General features: G+C 59.7%; 15 protein-coding genes. 9 read left to right on the plus strand and 6 right to left on the minus strand.

The window, feature by feature from the left end; translation table 11 throughout:
- Positions 1-2: 2 nt before the first annotated feature.
- Positions 3-1,004: a polyprenyl synthetase family protein gene (locus AB9K37_RS16790; RefSeq protein ID WP_369840885.1), complete on the minus strand. Its 1,002-nt coding sequence runs from the start codon at positions 1,002-1,004 to the stop codon at positions 3-5.
- A gap of 56 nt (positions 1,005-1,060) precedes the next feature.
- On the opposite strand from AB9K37_RS16790, the gene AB9K37_RS16795 reads away from it, so the two are divergent.
- The 3 genes from AB9K37_RS16795 (at position 1,061) to AB9K37_RS16805 (ending at position 2,317) form a co-directional block, all read left to right on the plus strand.
- Positions 1,061-1,270: a DUF2007 domain-containing protein gene (locus tag AB9K37_RS16795; protein WP_369840887.1), complete on the plus strand. Its 210-nt coding sequence runs from the start codon at positions 1,061-1,063 to the stop codon at positions 1,268-1,270.
- Entirely contained in the window at positions 1,254-2,018 is a 765-nt protein-coding gene (locus AB9K37_RS16800) for a tRNA1(Val) (adenine(37)-N6)-methyltransferase (RefSeq protein ID WP_369840889.1), read from the plus strand. The genes AB9K37_RS16795 and AB9K37_RS16800 overlap by 17 nt, the downstream gene beginning before the upstream one ends.
- 131 nt (positions 2,019-2,149) lie before the next feature.
- Entirely contained in the window at positions 2,150-2,317 is a 168-nt protein-coding gene (locus tag AB9K37_RS16805) for a YdcH family protein (RefSeq protein WP_293712644.1), read from the plus strand.
- A gap of 484 nt (positions 2,318-2,801) precedes the next feature.
- Here AB9K37_RS16805 and phbB read toward each other — a convergent pair whose 3' ends face one another.
- The 3 genes from phbB to AB9K37_RS16820 form a co-directional block, all read right to left on the minus strand.
- Positions 2,802-3,524, minus strand: coding sequence for an acetoacetyl-CoA reductase (phbB, locus tag AB9K37_RS16810; RefSeq protein WP_369840891.1), 723 nt, complete (start codon positions 3,522-3,524; stop codon positions 2,802-2,804).
- A 74-nt stretch (positions 3,525-3,598) separates the two neighbouring features.
- On the minus strand, positions 3,599-4,774 hold the full coding sequence (locus AB9K37_RS16815) for an acetyl-CoA C-acetyltransferase (protein WP_369840893.1): 1,176 nt from the start codon (positions 4,772-4,774) through the stop codon (positions 3,599-3,601).
- A 136-nt stretch (positions 4,775-4,910) separates the two neighbouring features.
- A complete protein-coding gene (locus tag AB9K37_RS16820) occupies positions 4,911-5,744 on the minus strand; it encodes an EAL domain-containing protein (RefSeq protein ID WP_369840895.1) in 834 nt (277 codons plus the stop codon).
- A gap of 143 nt (positions 5,745-5,887) precedes the next feature.
- On the opposite strand from AB9K37_RS16820, the gene AB9K37_RS16825 reads away from it, so the two are divergent.
- Positions 5,888-6,439, plus strand: a complete 552-nt coding sequence (locus tag AB9K37_RS16825) for a DNA-3-methyladenine glycosylase I (protein ID WP_369840897.1) — start codon at positions 5,888-5,890, stop codon at positions 6,437-6,439.
- Here AB9K37_RS16825 and AB9K37_RS16830 read toward each other — a convergent pair.
- Positions 6,436-7,002: a TlpA family protein disulfide reductase gene (locus AB9K37_RS16830; protein ID WP_369840899.1), complete on the minus strand. Its 567-nt coding sequence runs from the start codon at positions 7,000-7,002 to the stop codon at positions 6,436-6,438. The two genes, AB9K37_RS16825 and AB9K37_RS16830, sit on opposite strands and share 4 nt — an antisense overlap.
- A gap of 21 nt (positions 7,003-7,023) precedes the next feature.
- Here AB9K37_RS16830 and argH point away from each other — a divergent pair, with 21 nt between their 5' ends.
- The 5 genes from argH to AB9K37_RS16855 all read left to right on the plus strand — a co-directional run bounded on the left by argH (position 7,024) and on the right by AB9K37_RS16855 (position 12,937).
- Positions 7,024-8,415: an argininosuccinate lyase gene (gene argH, locus AB9K37_RS16835; RefSeq protein ID WP_369840901.1), complete on the plus strand. Its 1,392-nt coding sequence runs from the start codon at positions 7,024-7,026 to the stop codon at positions 8,413-8,415.
- Positions 8,412-8,552, plus strand: a complete 141-nt coding sequence (locus AB9K37_RS16840; RefSeq protein WP_072707896.1) for an argininosuccinate lyase — start codon at positions 8,412-8,414, stop codon at positions 8,550-8,552. The genes argH and AB9K37_RS16840 overlap by 4 nt, the downstream gene beginning before the upstream one ends.
- On the plus strand, positions 8,549-8,866 hold the full coding sequence (locus AB9K37_RS16845) for a DUF2834 domain-containing protein (RefSeq protein WP_369840903.1): 318 nt from the start codon (positions 8,549-8,551) through the stop codon (positions 8,864-8,866). The genes AB9K37_RS16840 and AB9K37_RS16845 overlap by 4 nt, the downstream gene beginning before the upstream one ends.
- A 252-nt stretch (positions 8,867-9,118) precedes the next feature.
- Positions 9,119-10,384 carry a diaminopimelate decarboxylase gene (gene lysA / locus AB9K37_RS16850; RefSeq protein ID WP_369840905.1) on the plus strand — a complete coding sequence of 422 codons (1,266 nt, stop codon included), beginning with the start codon at positions 9,119-9,121 and terminating at the stop codon, positions 10,382-10,384.
- Between the two features lie 39 nt (positions 10,385-10,423).
- On the plus strand, positions 10,424-12,937 hold the full coding sequence (locus AB9K37_RS16855; RefSeq protein ID WP_369840907.1) for a TIGR02302 family protein: 2,514 nt from the start codon (positions 10,424-10,426) through the stop codon (positions 12,935-12,937).
- A 3-nt stretch (positions 12,938-12,940) separates the two neighbouring features.
- Here AB9K37_RS16855 and AB9K37_RS16860 read toward each other — a convergent pair whose 3' ends face one another.
- Entirely contained in the window at positions 12,941-13,915 is a 975-nt protein-coding gene (locus AB9K37_RS16860; RefSeq protein WP_369840909.1) for a zinc-ribbon domain-containing protein, read from the minus strand.
- Between the last annotated feature and the right edge of the window lie 112 nt (positions 13,916-14,027).

Consider the following 14,027-nt stretch of genomic DNA (forward strand, 5'->3'; position numbering starts at 1 on the left):
GATCAGCGGATGCGTTCGACCACGTAATCCGCCAAATCGATCAGCATTTTCCGAACGGGTTGGTCGGGCAGAGTGGCAAGTGCAGTTTTTGCTTTTTCCGCCCATGCGAGCGCGTCCTGACGGGTGGCTTCCATCGCGCCATGTTTGGCTAGCAGACGCAGAGCTTCGTCCAGATCGCCGTCTTTCTGATCGCCATCCTCAATCGTGCGGCTCCAGAAGGAGCGCTCTGCCTCGTCGGCCGCAGCTACGGCTTTGATCACGGGCAGGGTCAGCTTTTGCTCGCGGAAGTCGTCGCCAATGTTCTTGCCCGTGGTATCGCTGTTGCCGCCGTAGTCCAGCAGGTCGTCCACAATCTGGAAGGCAATCCCCAGCGCATCGCCATAGTCAAAGAGCGCTTGCTCGTGCGCCTCTGGGGCGTCAGCGATGACGCCGCCCACTTGGGTTGCGGCCGAGAAAAGCGCTGCTGTCTTGCCACGGACAATCTTTAGGTAGGTGTCTTCGCCAGTGCGCAGGTCCTTGGCCGCGGTCAGCTGTAGGACCTCGCCTTCGGAGATGGTGGCAGAGGCATTCGCCAGAATCGCCAGAACGCGCAGGCGCCCCGTATCGACCATCAGTTGGAAGCTGCGGGCAAACAGGTAGTCGCCCACCAAAATGCTGGATTTGTTGTCCCAGAGCAAGTTCGCCGTGGGGCGTCCGCGGCGCTGTTCGCTTTCGTCGACAACATCGTCGTGCAGCAGGGTGGCGGTGTGAATGAATTCGACAGTGGCCGCGAGATGAACCGCATAGGGCCCTTCGTAGCCGCAGAGTTCCGCCGCTGCCAATGTCATCAAGGGGCGCAAACGCTTGCCACCAGCGCCAATCAGGTGGGCCGTCAGATCGGCAATGCGCGGCGCGCTATCCGAGACCATCCGTTCGCGGATCAGCGCGTCCACGGCGGTCATACCATCTGACAGATGACGCGAGAGCGCCTCGTGCGGTTTTTCGGTCGTATCGTCCAGGCTCATACAATCCCCATCGCGCAGTCTCGACAAAGCGTCATGCGACCCATTAATTGTTATTCATGGAAGAGCTGATCCGCACCAACGACCCGACGATCATCGCGTTCGCCCAAGCCCTTCTGTCTGGCGAGGATATAGACTGCTACACACTCGACGTAAACATGAGCATGACCGAAGCGGGGTTAGGAATTGTTCCTCAACGTCTCTTTGTGAAGCGTAAAGATCTGTTCATTGCTAAAGCAGTTTTACGAGACAATGACATCGAAGTCTGAAGAAATGGTAACGCGCGATGCCTTTTTGGGCGGCCGGGTCATGGCGCTACAGCCGAAAAATGGCTTCCGCTCTGGCGTCGATGCTGTTTTGCTCGCCTCGGCGGTGCAGGCCGTTCCGGGGCAAAAGGTGCTGGAATTGGGGTGCGGTGTTGGCGTCGCCAGCCTTTGTTTGAATGCCAGAGTTTCAGGACTGAACTTGACCGGAGTGGAACTCCAACAAGGTTATGCAGACCTAGCGCGACAGAATGCCACTGCGGCTGGTGCCGCAATGCGGATTTTTGAAGCCGATCTGGCGAAACTGCCCGCTGATTTGCGGCAAGAACAGTTTGATCACGTCATGGCCAATCCGCCCTACTATTCTATCGGTTCGCGGCAACCTGCGAAAAATGTCGGGCGCGAGACGGCTCTGGGTGAGGCGACGCTGATGCAGACGTGGATCGAGGTTGCAGCAAAGAGGCTAGCGCCAAAAGGTTATGCAACCTTTATCCAGCGTGCGGACCGACTCGCTGATATGTTGGGCCCGCTTTCTGCATGCCTTGGCTCGATCGAGGTGCAACCCCTGGCACCACGTGACGGAAAAGATTCGCATTTGGTGATTCTGCGTGCACGCAAAGATGGACGTGCGCCTTTGATTCTTCATGCGCCATTGATCCTGCACGAGGGTCCAGTACACTTGAGAGATGCAAACGACTATCAGACATGGGCTGTGGACGTTCTGATGAACGGACATCCCATGCCTTTGCGTTAATATCTCTTATTGATTTTCGAAAGATGCGCAAAAATACGCCGTGGGTTTACCTTTGTTGCGTTGCAGCGTGACAAAAGACCGAATCTGTGGTGCAATAAATCTGTTACATCAGCAGAGAGGAGTTTTTCTCAATGAACTTGACTTCACACGTTCAGGAACTGCGTCGTAAACATCAAGCGCTGTCGCAGGAGGTGGAATACGAAGTCCGATCTCCGAGTGCGGACATGCTCCGCGTATCTGAGCTGAAGAAGAAGAAGCTCGCTCTGAAAGAGCAAATCGAACGTCTGTCGACCCACTAAGGATTATCGACGTGGATCGGGAGTAAGGCACCGGTTTACTTGAATAAAGTTTGGATGGGCGCGTGGTAAACGCCCATTCATGGCGGACCCTCCGGCCAGACCCGGAGACGTGCGCGACAGTGGTCAGTACATCTCTAGGGGACGATACATGCACCCCTCTCAATCTATGAACACTGCCGATATGGCGCGCACGATTTACCGCATTTCTTTTGCACACCACTCTTCCAAATCGTGACGCCGGCCTCGCTTTTGCGGGGCCGGTTTACAGAGCGGCGTAAGCTGCGGCCTGTAGGCCCTATGTCTTCATCGCTCCCTGAAGGTGCGGCACGAAAAGCCGCGTCTGAACTTGCGCCGCTCTAACTCAGTTTGCAAAAATATAGGGGCCGATCGCGCGGACCGGCCCCTGTTTCATGCCAAAACCACGTCTGGTTTTGATATGGTTTGCGTATGGCAAACGTACTGACGTTTGCCACATCCCGCCCAATTAGACGAAGAACTGTGCGCCGTTCGCCGAGATGGTCGAGCCGTTGATGAAAGACGCATCGTCCGACGCGAGGAAGACCACGCAGCGCGCGATTTCTTCGGGCTCGCCCAGACGGCCTGCGGGAATGCCCGAGATGATTTTCTCGCGAACTTTCTCGGGGACAGCCAGAACCATTTCGGTTGCGATGTAGCCGGGGCAGATCGCGTTGGCGGTGATGCCCTTGGCCGCGCCTTCTTGGGCCAGCGACTTGATGATGCCCAGATCGCCCGCTTTGGTCGCAGCGTAGTTCACCTGACCGAACTGGCCCTTCTGGCCGTTGATCGAGCTGATGACCACAACGCGGCCAAAGCCACGGTCACGCATGCCATTCCACAGGGGGTGAACGGTGTTGAACACGCCGGTCAGGTTGGTGTCGATGACTTCTTGCCACTGTTCGGGGGTCATCTTGTGGAAAGGCGCGTCACGGGTGATGCCCGCGTTCGCGACAACAACCTCGATGGGGCCCAGTTCTTCTTCGACTTTGGCCAGACCCGCTTTGGAGTCTTCGTAGCTGCCAACGTTCCACTTGTAGGTCTTGATGCCGGTCTCTTCGGTGAAGGCGGCAGCTTTTTCGTCATTGCCCGCGTAGGTGGCGGCAACGGTGTAACCGGCCTCTTTGAGTGCTTTCGAAATCGCCGCGCCAATACCGCGCGAGCCTCCGGTGACCAATGCAACGCGTCCCATGTTCTCTCCGTGCGTTAGTAATTTTTTGTCCTAAAGGAATTAGGGCGCGCAATTTTCTTGCGCGCCCATTCGTCTTACGGCCGTTCGAAGCACATGGCAACACCCATGCCGCCACCGATACACAGTGTCGCGAGACCTTTCTTGGCGTCGCGGCGCTTCATTTCGAACAGCAAGGTGTTCAGGATGCGGGCACCGGACGCGCCGATGGGGTGACCGATGGCGATTGCGCCGCCGTTTACGTTCACCACGTCGGGGTTCCAGCCCATGTCTTTGTTCACGGCGCAGGCCTGCGCGGCAAAGGCTTCGTTCGCTTCGACCAGATCCAGATCTTCGGCTTTCCAGCCTGCCTTCTCGAGCGCTTTCTTCGACGCGGGGATGGGGCCGGTGCCCATGATCGAGGGGTCAAGGCCAGCGGTCGCGTAGGACGCGATGCGCGCCAGAGGCTCGAGCCCGCGCTTTTCAGCTTCTTCTGCAGTCATCAGCATGACGCCAGCCGCGCCGTCGTTTAGGCCCGAAGCGTTTGCCGCAGTGACCGAGCCGTCTTTGGTGAAGGCGGGGCGCAGTTTCTGCATGGCTTCCATGGTGGCGCCGTGACGGATGTATTCGTCCGCATCAACCACGATCTCGCCCTTGCGGGTTTTGATGGTGAAGGGCACGATTTCGTCCGCGAACTTGCCAGCCTTTTGGGCGGCTTCGGCCTTGTTCTGCGAGGCGACAGCGAATTCGTCCTGCATTTCGCGGGTGATCTGCCACTGGTCCGCCACGTTTTCAGCGGTCTGGCCCATGTGGTAGCCGTTGAACGCGTCCCACAGACCGTCTTTGATCATGGTGTCGATGTACTTCAGGTCGCCCATTTTCTGGCCCTGACGCAGTGCCGCGCAGTGGGGCGACATGGACATGTTTTCCTGACCGCCCGCTGCCACGATGGCCGCATCGCCGAGCATGATGTGCTGGGCGCCCAGAGCAACGGCGCGAAGGCCCGAGCCACACACCTGGTTGATGCCCCACGCGGCGGATTCGATGGGAAGGCCAGCGTTGATGTGTGCCTGACGGGCAGGGTTCTGGCCCTGACCGGCGGTCAGAACCTGACCGAGGATCGTCTCCGACACTTCGCTCTTATCGATGCCTGCACGCTCTACCAGGGCTTGCAGCATGGTGGCACCCAGTTCGTGGGCGGGCGTGTTTGCGAATGACCCAAGGAAGCTGCCAACTGCTGTACGCGCGGCGGATACGATAACTACGTTCGTCATATGCGGTGTCCTCTACCAAAATTCGGGGCAGAGGGCCGTCAGAGGCCGCTAATGTCGGCCTCGTCCTCCCTCCACCGACGGTGTATTGGTAGCAGGATTCTGCGGTGCCACAACAGTTCGTTCGTCGCTGTTAGCGCTAGGCAAGTCGTTTCCTAGTCCGACTTTGGTGCCAAGCGGGTCTCAGACTGGGAGCGCCGAATAAATAACCCTGCAGGCAATCGACCCCAATGGCGCGCAAACAGTCGGCTTGTCCCTTTGTTTCAACATGTTCTGCGATGGTGAACATCTCGAAGTGCTGGCCGATCGACATTAATGCACGGACGATTGCTTGATTATCGGGCGATGTGTCGATGCCGCGGATCAGGCTGCCGTCGATCTTGAGGATATCGAAGGCGAAGTCCTTGAAGTAGCGGATCGCGGTGCGGCCCGCGCCGAAATCGTCCAAGGCAAAGGCGACCCCTTTGAGCTGAATATCATCCATGATATTAAGGACTTGATCCGGTTGGGTCATCACGGATTCTTCTGTAATCTCTAGGATGAGCCGTTCGCCCACAGTCTCGTCGCGAGTCAGTCCGTGCTGAAGCGTTTTTAGCCACTTCTTGTCGTGCAACGACTTTGCAGAAAGGTTGATCGAGAGGCGCAGATTGGGGTGTCTGCACAGTTCGAGAAGACCAAATTCCAAGGCGACCCTGTCGATGATCCGGCCCATGTCTGTTGCCTCGGCCACCGGCATGAACTCTCGGGCCGGAATGACCCGTCCGGTCTCATCCATCACACGGATCAGACCCTCGTAAAATGCGATGCGGCTCGGGTCTTTTGTGACAACCACGGGCTGATAGGCCAGCATCACCTCTTTGTGCCGCAGGGCACGCTCGACCATCGCAAGGATATCCGAATCGCGCGAGCGCACGGCTGTTTCTAGGGGGTTCAGTCCCTTTGGCCGTTTCCGGCCCTTATGTCTTTCAAACATTCCAATACTCCCACCACGAAGGCAGGCTGGGCGATTCTGTTTTAACGACGTGTAAACGGGCAAATGCGCTGAAAATTGGAGATTGGTTTCGGAACGTGTTCATGGTTTGTTTGCACTTAGGTAGCTAGTCAGGAGTCGCGATAATGGTCACACGATGTGGATGGGTCACGGAGAATGCGCTGTACCAAGAGTATCACGACACCGAATGGGGCGTGCCCGAGCGGGACGGGCGAAAGCTGTTCGAATGCCTGTGTCTTGAGGGGTTTCAGGCGGGGCTGAACTGGCTGACGATCCTGAAAAAGCGCGAGGGGTTTCGCGCGGCCTTTGCGGGCTTTGATCCCTATGTGATCGCGGGCTGGGGCGAAGAGGATGTGGCGCGGCTGCTGGGCGATGCGGGGATTGTCCGGCACATGGGCAAGATCGAGGCGACGATCGGCAATGCCCGCGCGTGGATTGCCGTCGAACAGGAAGAGGGGTTTTCAGAGTTTGTCTGGTCGTTTGTCGGCAGCGTTCCGATGAGGCCGCAGCCCGCAACTTTGGCCGATGTGCCGGCCCAGACCGAGGTTTCGGTCAAGCTGTCAAAAGCCCTAAAGAAAAAGGGCTTTCGCTTTGTCGGGCCGACCACGGTCTATGCGTTCATGCAGGCTGTCGGCATGGTCGACGACCACGAGGCGGCCTGCGACTGGGCGCGTTAACTGGCGGGCGCGTCGATCAGGGTTTGCAGGATGTCTTTGGCGCTGTCGCTGGCCCAGTCGGCATCGCCCATCAGGCGTGCGATTTCCTGACCGTCGCGGTTCAGAATGATCGTGACCGGCAGGCCAAGGACACCCATATCGCGGGCGATGGCTTGGCGGTGGTCCATGTAGTGGGGCAGGTTCTCGACCCCGATTTCGCCAAAGAATTTGGCGATGCCTTCGGGCGAATTGCGGCCAGTGGCCAGCGTGACAACCTGAAAATCGTCGCCGCCGAGTTGGGTTTGCAGGTCCGATAGCATGGGCATCTCTTTGCGGCATGGGGCGCACCACGTGGCCCAGAAATTCACCAGAACGATCTGGTCGTCGAAATCGGTCAAGCGCATGGCGCCGTCGGGACCGCTGAATTCCAGATCGGACACGCGCTTTGGTTCGGCGTGGAACGACAGCTTTTTCATGTCGCCAGCCCGCAGTGCCTCTAACGTGGCGGTGTCAGCGGCAAGTGCAGGGCCATTTGCAACCAGACACATGGCAGTATAGAGCAACAGGGACTTTACAAGGCGCATCAAGACCTCCGGGGGCACGACATGTCAGACTCTTCCTCGAACGCAATGTGGGGCGGCCGTTTCGCCGCTGGACCGGACGCGATCATGGAGGCAATTAATGCCTCGATCGGGTTCGACAAGCGGTTGGCCGCACAGGACATCGCTGGCTCTCGGGCCCACGCGGCCATGTTGGCTGCACAAGGCATCCTGAGGGATAGCGACGCAGAGGCCATTCGTGAAGGCCTACTCACGGTGTTGTCAGAGATCGAAAGCGGATCTTTCGAGTTTTCGACTGCCCTTGAGGATATCCACATGAACGTGGAATCGCGGCTCAAGGAGATCGTGGGCGAACCCGCAGGTCGTCTGCACACCGCGCGGTCGCGCAACGATCAGGTTGCGACCGATTTCCGTCTGTGGACCCGTGACCAGATCGACGCCGCGATTGGCGGGGTCGAGGCGCTGATCCGTGCGCTGCTGGTGCAGGCCGAGGCGGGCGCGGACTGGGTGATGCCCGGCTTCACGCACCTGCAGACCGCGCAGCCGGTGACGTGGGGCCACCATATGATGGCTTATGTCGAGATGTTCAGCCGCGACCTGAGCCGTTTCAAGGACGCCCGCGCGCGCATGAACGAGAGCCCCTTGGGCGCGGCAGCGCTGGCGGGCACGTCCTTCCCGATTGACCGTCATATGACCGCCGAGGCGCTGGGTTTTGATCGCCCGATGGCGAACTCGCTTGATGCGGTGTCGGCGCGTGACTTTGCGCTGGAATTCCTGAGCAACGCGAGCATCTGCGCGATGCACCTGAGCCGCTTTGCCGAAGAGCTGGTGATCTGGTCCTCGGCCCAGTTCCGGTTTGTGACCCTGTCGGATCGTTTCTCGACCGGTTCGTCGATCATGCCGCAGAAGAAAAACCCTGATGCGGCAGAGCTGATCCGCGCCAAGATTGGCCGGATTTTCGGTGCTAACGTTGCACTGATGATGGTGATGAAGGGTCTGCCGCTGGCCTATTCCAAGGACATGCAGGAAGACAAAGAGCAGGTCTTTGACGCTGCCGACAACCTGATGCTGGCGCTGGCCGCGATGGAAGGCATGGTCAAGGACATGAGCGCGAACCGTCCGCAATTGGCGGCGGCTGCGGGCAGCGGATTCTCGACCGCGACCGATCTGGCCGACTGGCTGGTACGGGTTCTGGATATGCCGTTCCGCGATGCCCACCACGTGACCGGATCGCTGGTGGCGCTGGCCGAGTCGAAGAATTGCGATCTGCCCGACCTGACGCTGGACGACATGAAATCGGTGCACGACGCGATCACGGACGAAGTTTTCGGCGTGCTCGGGGTGGACAACTCGGTTGCGTCGCGCATGTCCTATGGGGGCACCGCGCCGGAACAGGTCCGCGCGCAGGTGGCGCGTTGGAAAGAGGTTCTGGGATGACACGGATTTTTGCCCTTGGGCTGGTGGCTTTGCTGGCCGCGTGCGGCGCGGATGGCGAGCCTGAGCGCCCCGAAAAGGGTGAACCTGCGTTTGGCGTGACACTGTCCGGAACCGCAGAGATGGGGATTTCGGGATGACACCGCTGCGCGTGATCTATCTGGCTTTGGCGCTGTGGGGGGCTGTGCACCCCATGGCCTATTTCCTGACCTGGTTCTGGGAGAACGGGTTTGCGATGGGGCCGATGATCGACGCGTGGCATGCGAATGCGGCATCCAGTGGGCTCGTTTGGGATCTGACGATCGCGGCGATTGCCCTGACCGTGTGGATTTTGGCCGAGGTTTGGGTGCGGCGGAACTGGATTTCGCTGATCGCGATTCCGGCGACGTTCTGCATCGGGGTCAGCTGCGGGTTGCCGCTGTATCTCTATTTCCGGAGCCGCCCGATCGACTGAGCCGTCGGATTTTGGGTGTTTATGCCAAGATGAAGGAGCGGGCGCGCTGATGCGGTGCCTGCTCTTTTTGGTCACGTTTTCGAGTGGCTCGTCGCGTTTCGCCATTTCGCATATTGAGGCGACTCCCGCGTCTGCCAGGAAAAGGCCGGCAATAAAGCGAATATCTAGGGGCTTTTGCGCGGCTGTGATTGCTTCGTCCGGCGGCTGTGCCTAAAAGGCGGCGCAATGAAACGCCGCAAAGGAGGCTGGCCCATGGATCATTTCCTGTACCGCGATGGCGCACTCTTTGCCGAGGACGTGCCGGTTTCCGAAATCGTCGCGGCTGTTGGCTCGCCCGTTTATATTTATTCGACCGCGACGCTGGAACGGCACTTTAAGCTGTTTGACGAGGCTCTGGCCGGTATGGACCATCTGGTGTGCTACGCGATGAAGGCGGCCAGCAATCAGGCGATCCTGAAGACTTTGGCGGCGCTGGGCGCGGGCATGGATGTGGTGTCGGGCGGTGAGTATGCGCGCGCCAAGGCGGCGGGTGTGCCCGGCGATCGCATCGTGTTTTCCGGTGTGGGCAAGACCGACGAGGAAATCCGCGCCGCGCTGACCGGTGGCATTCGCCAGTTCAACGTGGAATCAGAGCCCGAGATGCGGGCGATTGACCGTGTGGCGCAGTCTTTGGGCGTTGTGGCTCCGATCACCGTGCGTGTGAATCCAGATGTGGATGCCAAGACCCACGAGAAAATTGCCACCGGCAAGTCGGAGAACAAGTTTGGCATTCCGATCGCCAAGGCGCGAGAGGTCTATGCCGAGGCGGCGTCGATGAAGGGCCTTAAGGTCATTGGCATCGACGTGCATATCGGCAGCCAGCTGACGGATCTGGAACCCTTCCGTCTGGCGTACCGCAAGGTCGCGGAACTGACCGAGACCCTGCGCGCGGATGGGCACGAGATTTCGCGTCTGGATCTGGGCGGCGGTCTGGGGATCCCCTACGAGCGCGGCAATTCGGCGCCGCCGCTGCCTGTGGAATACGGCAGCATGATCAAGGAAGAATTGGGGCATCTGGGCTGCGAGATCGAGATCGAGCCCGGTCGTCTGATCGCGGGCAATGCGGGCATTCTGGCCAGCCGGATCATCTATCTGAAAGAAGGTGAAGGCCGCGAGTTCATGATCATTGATGCGGCGATGAACGATCTGATCCGTCCGGCGATGTACAGCGCGCACCACGATATTGTGCCAGTGCAAGAGGCCGCGCCGGGGGCAGAGCAGCAGCCCTATGACATCGTGGGGCCGGTGTGCGAATCGGGCGATACCTTTGCCAAGGGGCGCATGATGCCGAAGCTGTCCGAGGGGGATCTGGTCGCGTTCCGCAGTGCGGGGGCCTATGGCGCTGTGATGTCGAGTGAATACAACACGCGGCCCCTGATCCCCGAGGTTCTGGTGAAGCATGATCAATTCGCTGTCATCCGTCCGCGGCCGAGCTTTGACGAAATCATAAACCGCGATACCATCCCCGAGTGGCTCTGAGGCAATGTCGCCCGGAGCAAGCTATTCCGGGCGAGGTGCATGGCAGCGCAAGAACAGCTTCCGAAATCCATTCGTAAACCGCTGGCACTGACGTGGGCGGGCCTGTGGGCAGAGCGTGTGACGCATGCCTTTTGGCCTGTCTGGTCGGTGCTGTTTGTGTTTGCGGGACTGATGATGTTCGGCCTGTTCGGGCCGCTTCCGTTCTGGGGGCTGGCGCTGACGGTTGGCCTGTTTGGTCTGGCGGTGGCTGTTTATTTGGTGCGGGGGCTGCGGTCATTCCATATGCCGTCGCGCGAGGATGCGCTGCGTCGGCTGGATGCGACTTTGCCGGGCCGTCCGATCGCAGCGCTGCGGGACCGTCCCGCAGTTGGCAACGGGGACCCCGCGTCCGAGGCGCTGTGGCATGCCCATTTGCTGCGCATGGCAGAGCGGGTTCAGGCGGCAAAAGCCGTGGGCCCTGCGCTGAGCCAGACCAAGCGCGATCCCTATGCCCTGCGCTATGTCGCGATTGTGGCTGCGGCGATGGGCCTTTTGTTCGGGTCATTTGGCCAGATGGGGGCGTTGTCTGATGGCACGGGCAGCGGGGCTGCCCAAGCGGCGGGGCCGTCTTGGGAAGGATGGGTCGAGCCGCCCGCGCATACCCGTCAGCCTGCGCTTTATTTGAATGATTTGGCCGCTGGACCCTTGGACCTGATGCAGGGGAGCCGTGTGATCGTACGCCTATATGGGGGCGAGGGGCTCACGCTGTCCGAGACTGTGAGCGGCGATGCGCCAGAACAGCTATTGACCGCTGCCGATGCACCTGTTCGCACGCGAGAATTTTCTGTCGCTCAGAGCGGCACCTTGGAAATCACGGGGGATGGCGGGCGTGCTTGGACGGTCGCTCTGCGGCCTGATGCTGTGCCGACGGTGTCGCAGAATGGCGAGGTGGAGGCCACCCCCGAAGGCGAGATGAGCCTGCCGTTCTACGCCGAGGATGACTATGGGATCGTGGGGGGCAGCGCGGAAATCCGGCTAGATCTGGCTTCGGTGGATCGTCGCTATGGGCTCGCGCTGGAACCTGAGCCGCGCGACGGTTTGCGCTCTGATCTGCCGCTGAGCTATTCGGGAAGCCGTCAGGCTTTTGGCGAGATTCTGCGAGAAGATTTCTCGAAGCACCCTTGGGCGAATTTGCCTGTGCACGTTGTGCTTCGGGTGGAAGATGCCATCGGGCAGGTGGGACATTCAGATGTGCTGGCCTTTGAATTGCCCGGGCGCAGGTTCTTTGACCCCGTGGCGCGCGCAGTAATTGAGGCGCGCCGTGATCTGATGTGGAACCGCGAGAATGCTTCGCGGATCGGGCAGGTGATGCGGGCGGTGACCTATCGGCCCGAGGATGTTTTTCGCAACATGGAGCGGTACGAGGGCCTGAAAGCCATTCTGGCGCGTCTTGAGACTGCGGGGACATCCATGGACGCTGAGACCCGCGATGCGCTGGCCGAAGAGCTGTGGGCCTATGCGCTGGAGCTGGAAGACGGCGATCTGGAAGATGCAAGAGAGCGGATGCGTCAGGCGCAGGAACGCCTGACCGAGGCGATGCGTAATGGCGCCAGCCCCGAAGAGATCGAGCGGTTGATGCAGGAACTGCGCGATGCCACGCGCGATTTCATGCAGGAATTGGCCGAGCGGAACGGCGACCAGATGGACGATGATGCGCAGAGCAACTCTGAAAACACCATGGAGCTGACCCAGAACGATCTGCAAGAGATGATGGACCGCATCCAAGAGCTGATGAACGAAGGCCGCATGGCCGAGGCACAGCAGATGCTGGATCAGTTGATGCAGATGATGGAGAATATGAGCGTCCAACAAGGGCAGGGCGGTCAGGGCCAGCAAGCCATGGACGATCTGGGCAACACGCTGCGCGAACAGCAAGAATTGTCGGACGATGCGTTTGACCAGCTGAATCAAGGGCAGCAAGGTCAAGAAGGCCAGCAGCAGGGTCAGGGTCAACAAGGCCAAGGCCAACAGGGCGATCAGGCCCAGAATGGTCAGGGACAGGGCCAAGGGCTTGCCGATCAGTTGGCGCAGCGCCAGCGGTCCCTGCGCAATGAACTCGAGCGTCAGCGGCGCAATCTGCCCGGCGCGGGCACCGAAGACGGCGATGCGGCGCGGCGTAATTTGGACGATGCGGGCCGGTCTATGGACGAGGCAGAGGATGCCTTGCGCGACAATGATTTGGGCGAGGCGATAGACCGTCAGGCCGATGCCATTGAGAGTATGCGCGAAGGGCTGCGCAGCTTGGAGCAGGCGCTTGAGGGGCAGGAGCAGGGTCAAGATCAGGCCGGCGGCCAACAAGGGCAGGGCCGACCGATGGGCGAGGGCCGTCAGGATCCTTTGGGTCGCCGCGAAGGCAACGGCGCGCCTATGGGGACCGAAGACCCGATGCTGAATGGCGAGGATGTGTACCGCCGTGCCGAAGAACTGACCGAAGAGATTCGCCGCCGCTCGGCTGAAACCGAGCGTCCAGAAGAAGAGCGCGACTACCTGAACCGACTGCTCGACCGCTTCTGAGGATTATTCCAAGGGCTGGGCTTCAGAGCTGAAGCTGTCGAGCCACGCGGCCACATTCCGCGCCTTGGTGTCCAGCCACCCGCGTGCTGTGTCTACTGATGTGACATAGGTGCGCAGGGCTGGTGCGGCAGCGGGCATGGAAGCCGAAATCGCACCGGCTTTGACGTAGAACATCGCAAGCAACAGGGCGAAAATTATTGTCAGGAAGAAGCCCGAACGGAAGCCTTTTTGCCGTTCCTCCTCGGGGTCTTCCATCAATTCGCCCGGGGTGCGGACAGACCGGACTTTGGGCGCTTCGCGTGTGCGAAGCGTGGAATTGATATCTTCTACATCAGGGAGCAGATCGCGGCGCGAGCGATGGCCGGTGTCCTGTTCGGAGGCCATTTCCGCTGCGAGCAGCTCTGCTTCTGCGGATGCGTAATCTTGTGCCTCTTCTTCCTCTTCTGCCTCGCGCGCCTCTTTTTCGCGCAAAGACGGGATGTCGGCGGGTACGATCCGCTTCTTGATGGGTTGCATCAGGCCAAGTTCTGGTTGGCTCTCTATCGGTCCGCTTTCTTCCTGAGCGCGGCGCTCAGCCTCGAACTCGGCCTCTTGCTGAAGAACCTCACGAACCTTGGGGTCAAGTTCGCGGCGAGGCAGGTCAGGCGCTGGCGCCTCTTCGTCCTCTGCATCAGCGGGGTCGTCAAGGACCGGTTCATCGGTCGGCAGATTGGTTTGCGCCTCTTCTTCGGCAGCAAGACGGTCGAGCATTTCTTCGGGCGAAATCTCACCTTCGGACTCAGCAGCCTGCTCGGGTGTCTCATCAAGAGGCGCGTCGGCGGGCGCCAGATTCTCTTCCTGATCTTTGGCAGAATGGCTGGCGGGCTCTTGGAACCACGTGTTGGCACAGTTCGAACACTGCACGTCCCGACCTTCTTCCGGAATAACGTTATCCGGAACTTCGTAGATTGCGCCGCAATTCGGACAGGTAAGCCGCATCAAGCCCCGCTTCGACGACCAAGGCGTCATAGGTGAGTTATCATTTTCATCCGTTGTAATCCTTGTTGAAACAAAGGCAAAGTCAATGTTTACCGTGCATTGCAACGGTTTC

Origin of the sequence: Donghicola sp. XS_ASV15, from assembly GCF_041224595.1 — a bacterium.
Taxonomy (GTDB): Bacteria; Pseudomonadota; Alphaproteobacteria; order Rhodobacterales; family Rhodobacteraceae; genus Donghicola.

What these genes read in the sequence shown, in the direction of transcription:
- AB9K37_RS16790 (WP_369840885.1), bottom strand. Translation starts at nt 1,004, where the DNA reads ATGAGCCTGGACGATACGACCGAAAAACCGCACGAGGCGCTCTCGCGT.
- AB9K37_RS16795 (WP_369840887.1), top strand. Translation starts at nt 1,061, where the DNA reads ATGGAAGAGCTGATCCGCACCAACGACCCGACGATCATCGCGTTCGCC.
- AB9K37_RS16800 (WP_369840889.1), top strand. Translation starts at nt 1,254, where the DNA reads ATGACATCGAAGTCTGAAGAAATGGTAACGCGCGATGCCTTTTTGGGC.
- AB9K37_RS16805 (WP_293712644.1), top strand. Translation starts at nt 2,150, where the DNA reads ATGAACTTGACTTCACACGTTCAGGAACTGCGTCGTAAACATCAAGCG.
- phbB (WP_369840891.1), bottom strand. Translation starts at nt 3,524, where the DNA reads ATGGGACGCGTTGCATTGGTCACCGGAGGCTCGCGCGGTATTGGCGCG.
- AB9K37_RS16815 (WP_369840893.1), bottom strand. Translation starts at nt 4,774, where the DNA reads ATGACGAACGTAGTTATCGTATCCGCCGCGCGTACAGCAGTTGGCAGC.
- AB9K37_RS16820 (WP_369840895.1), bottom strand. Translation starts at nt 5,744, where the DNA reads ATGTTTGAAAGACATAAGGGCCGGAAACGGCCAAAGGGACTGAACCCC.
- AB9K37_RS16825 (WP_369840897.1), top strand. Translation starts at nt 5,888, where the DNA reads ATGGTCACACGATGTGGATGGGTCACGGAGAATGCGCTGTACCAAGAG.
- AB9K37_RS16830 (WP_369840899.1), bottom strand. Translation starts at nt 7,002, where the DNA reads ATGCGCCTTGTAAAGTCCCTGTTGCTCTATACTGCCATGTGTCTGGTT.
- argH (WP_369840901.1), top strand. Translation starts at nt 7,024, where the DNA reads ATGTCAGACTCTTCCTCGAACGCAATGTGGGGCGGCCGTTTCGCCGCT.
- AB9K37_RS16840 (WP_072707896.1), top strand. Translation starts at nt 8,412, where the DNA reads ATGACACGGATTTTTGCCCTTGGGCTGGTGGCTTTGCTGGCCGCGTGC.
- AB9K37_RS16845 (WP_369840903.1), top strand. Translation starts at nt 8,549, where the DNA reads ATGACACCGCTGCGCGTGATCTATCTGGCTTTGGCGCTGTGGGGGGCT.
- lysA (WP_369840905.1), top strand. Translation starts at nt 9,119, where the DNA reads ATGGATCATTTCCTGTACCGCGATGGCGCACTCTTTGCCGAGGACGTG.
- AB9K37_RS16855 (WP_369840907.1), top strand. Translation starts at nt 10,424, where the DNA reads ATGGCAGCGCAAGAACAGCTTCCGAAATCCATTCGTAAACCGCTGGCA.
- AB9K37_RS16860 (WP_369840909.1), bottom strand. Translation starts at nt 13,915, where the DNA reads ATGCGGCTTACCTGTCCGAATTGCGGCGCAATCTACGAAGTTCCGGAT.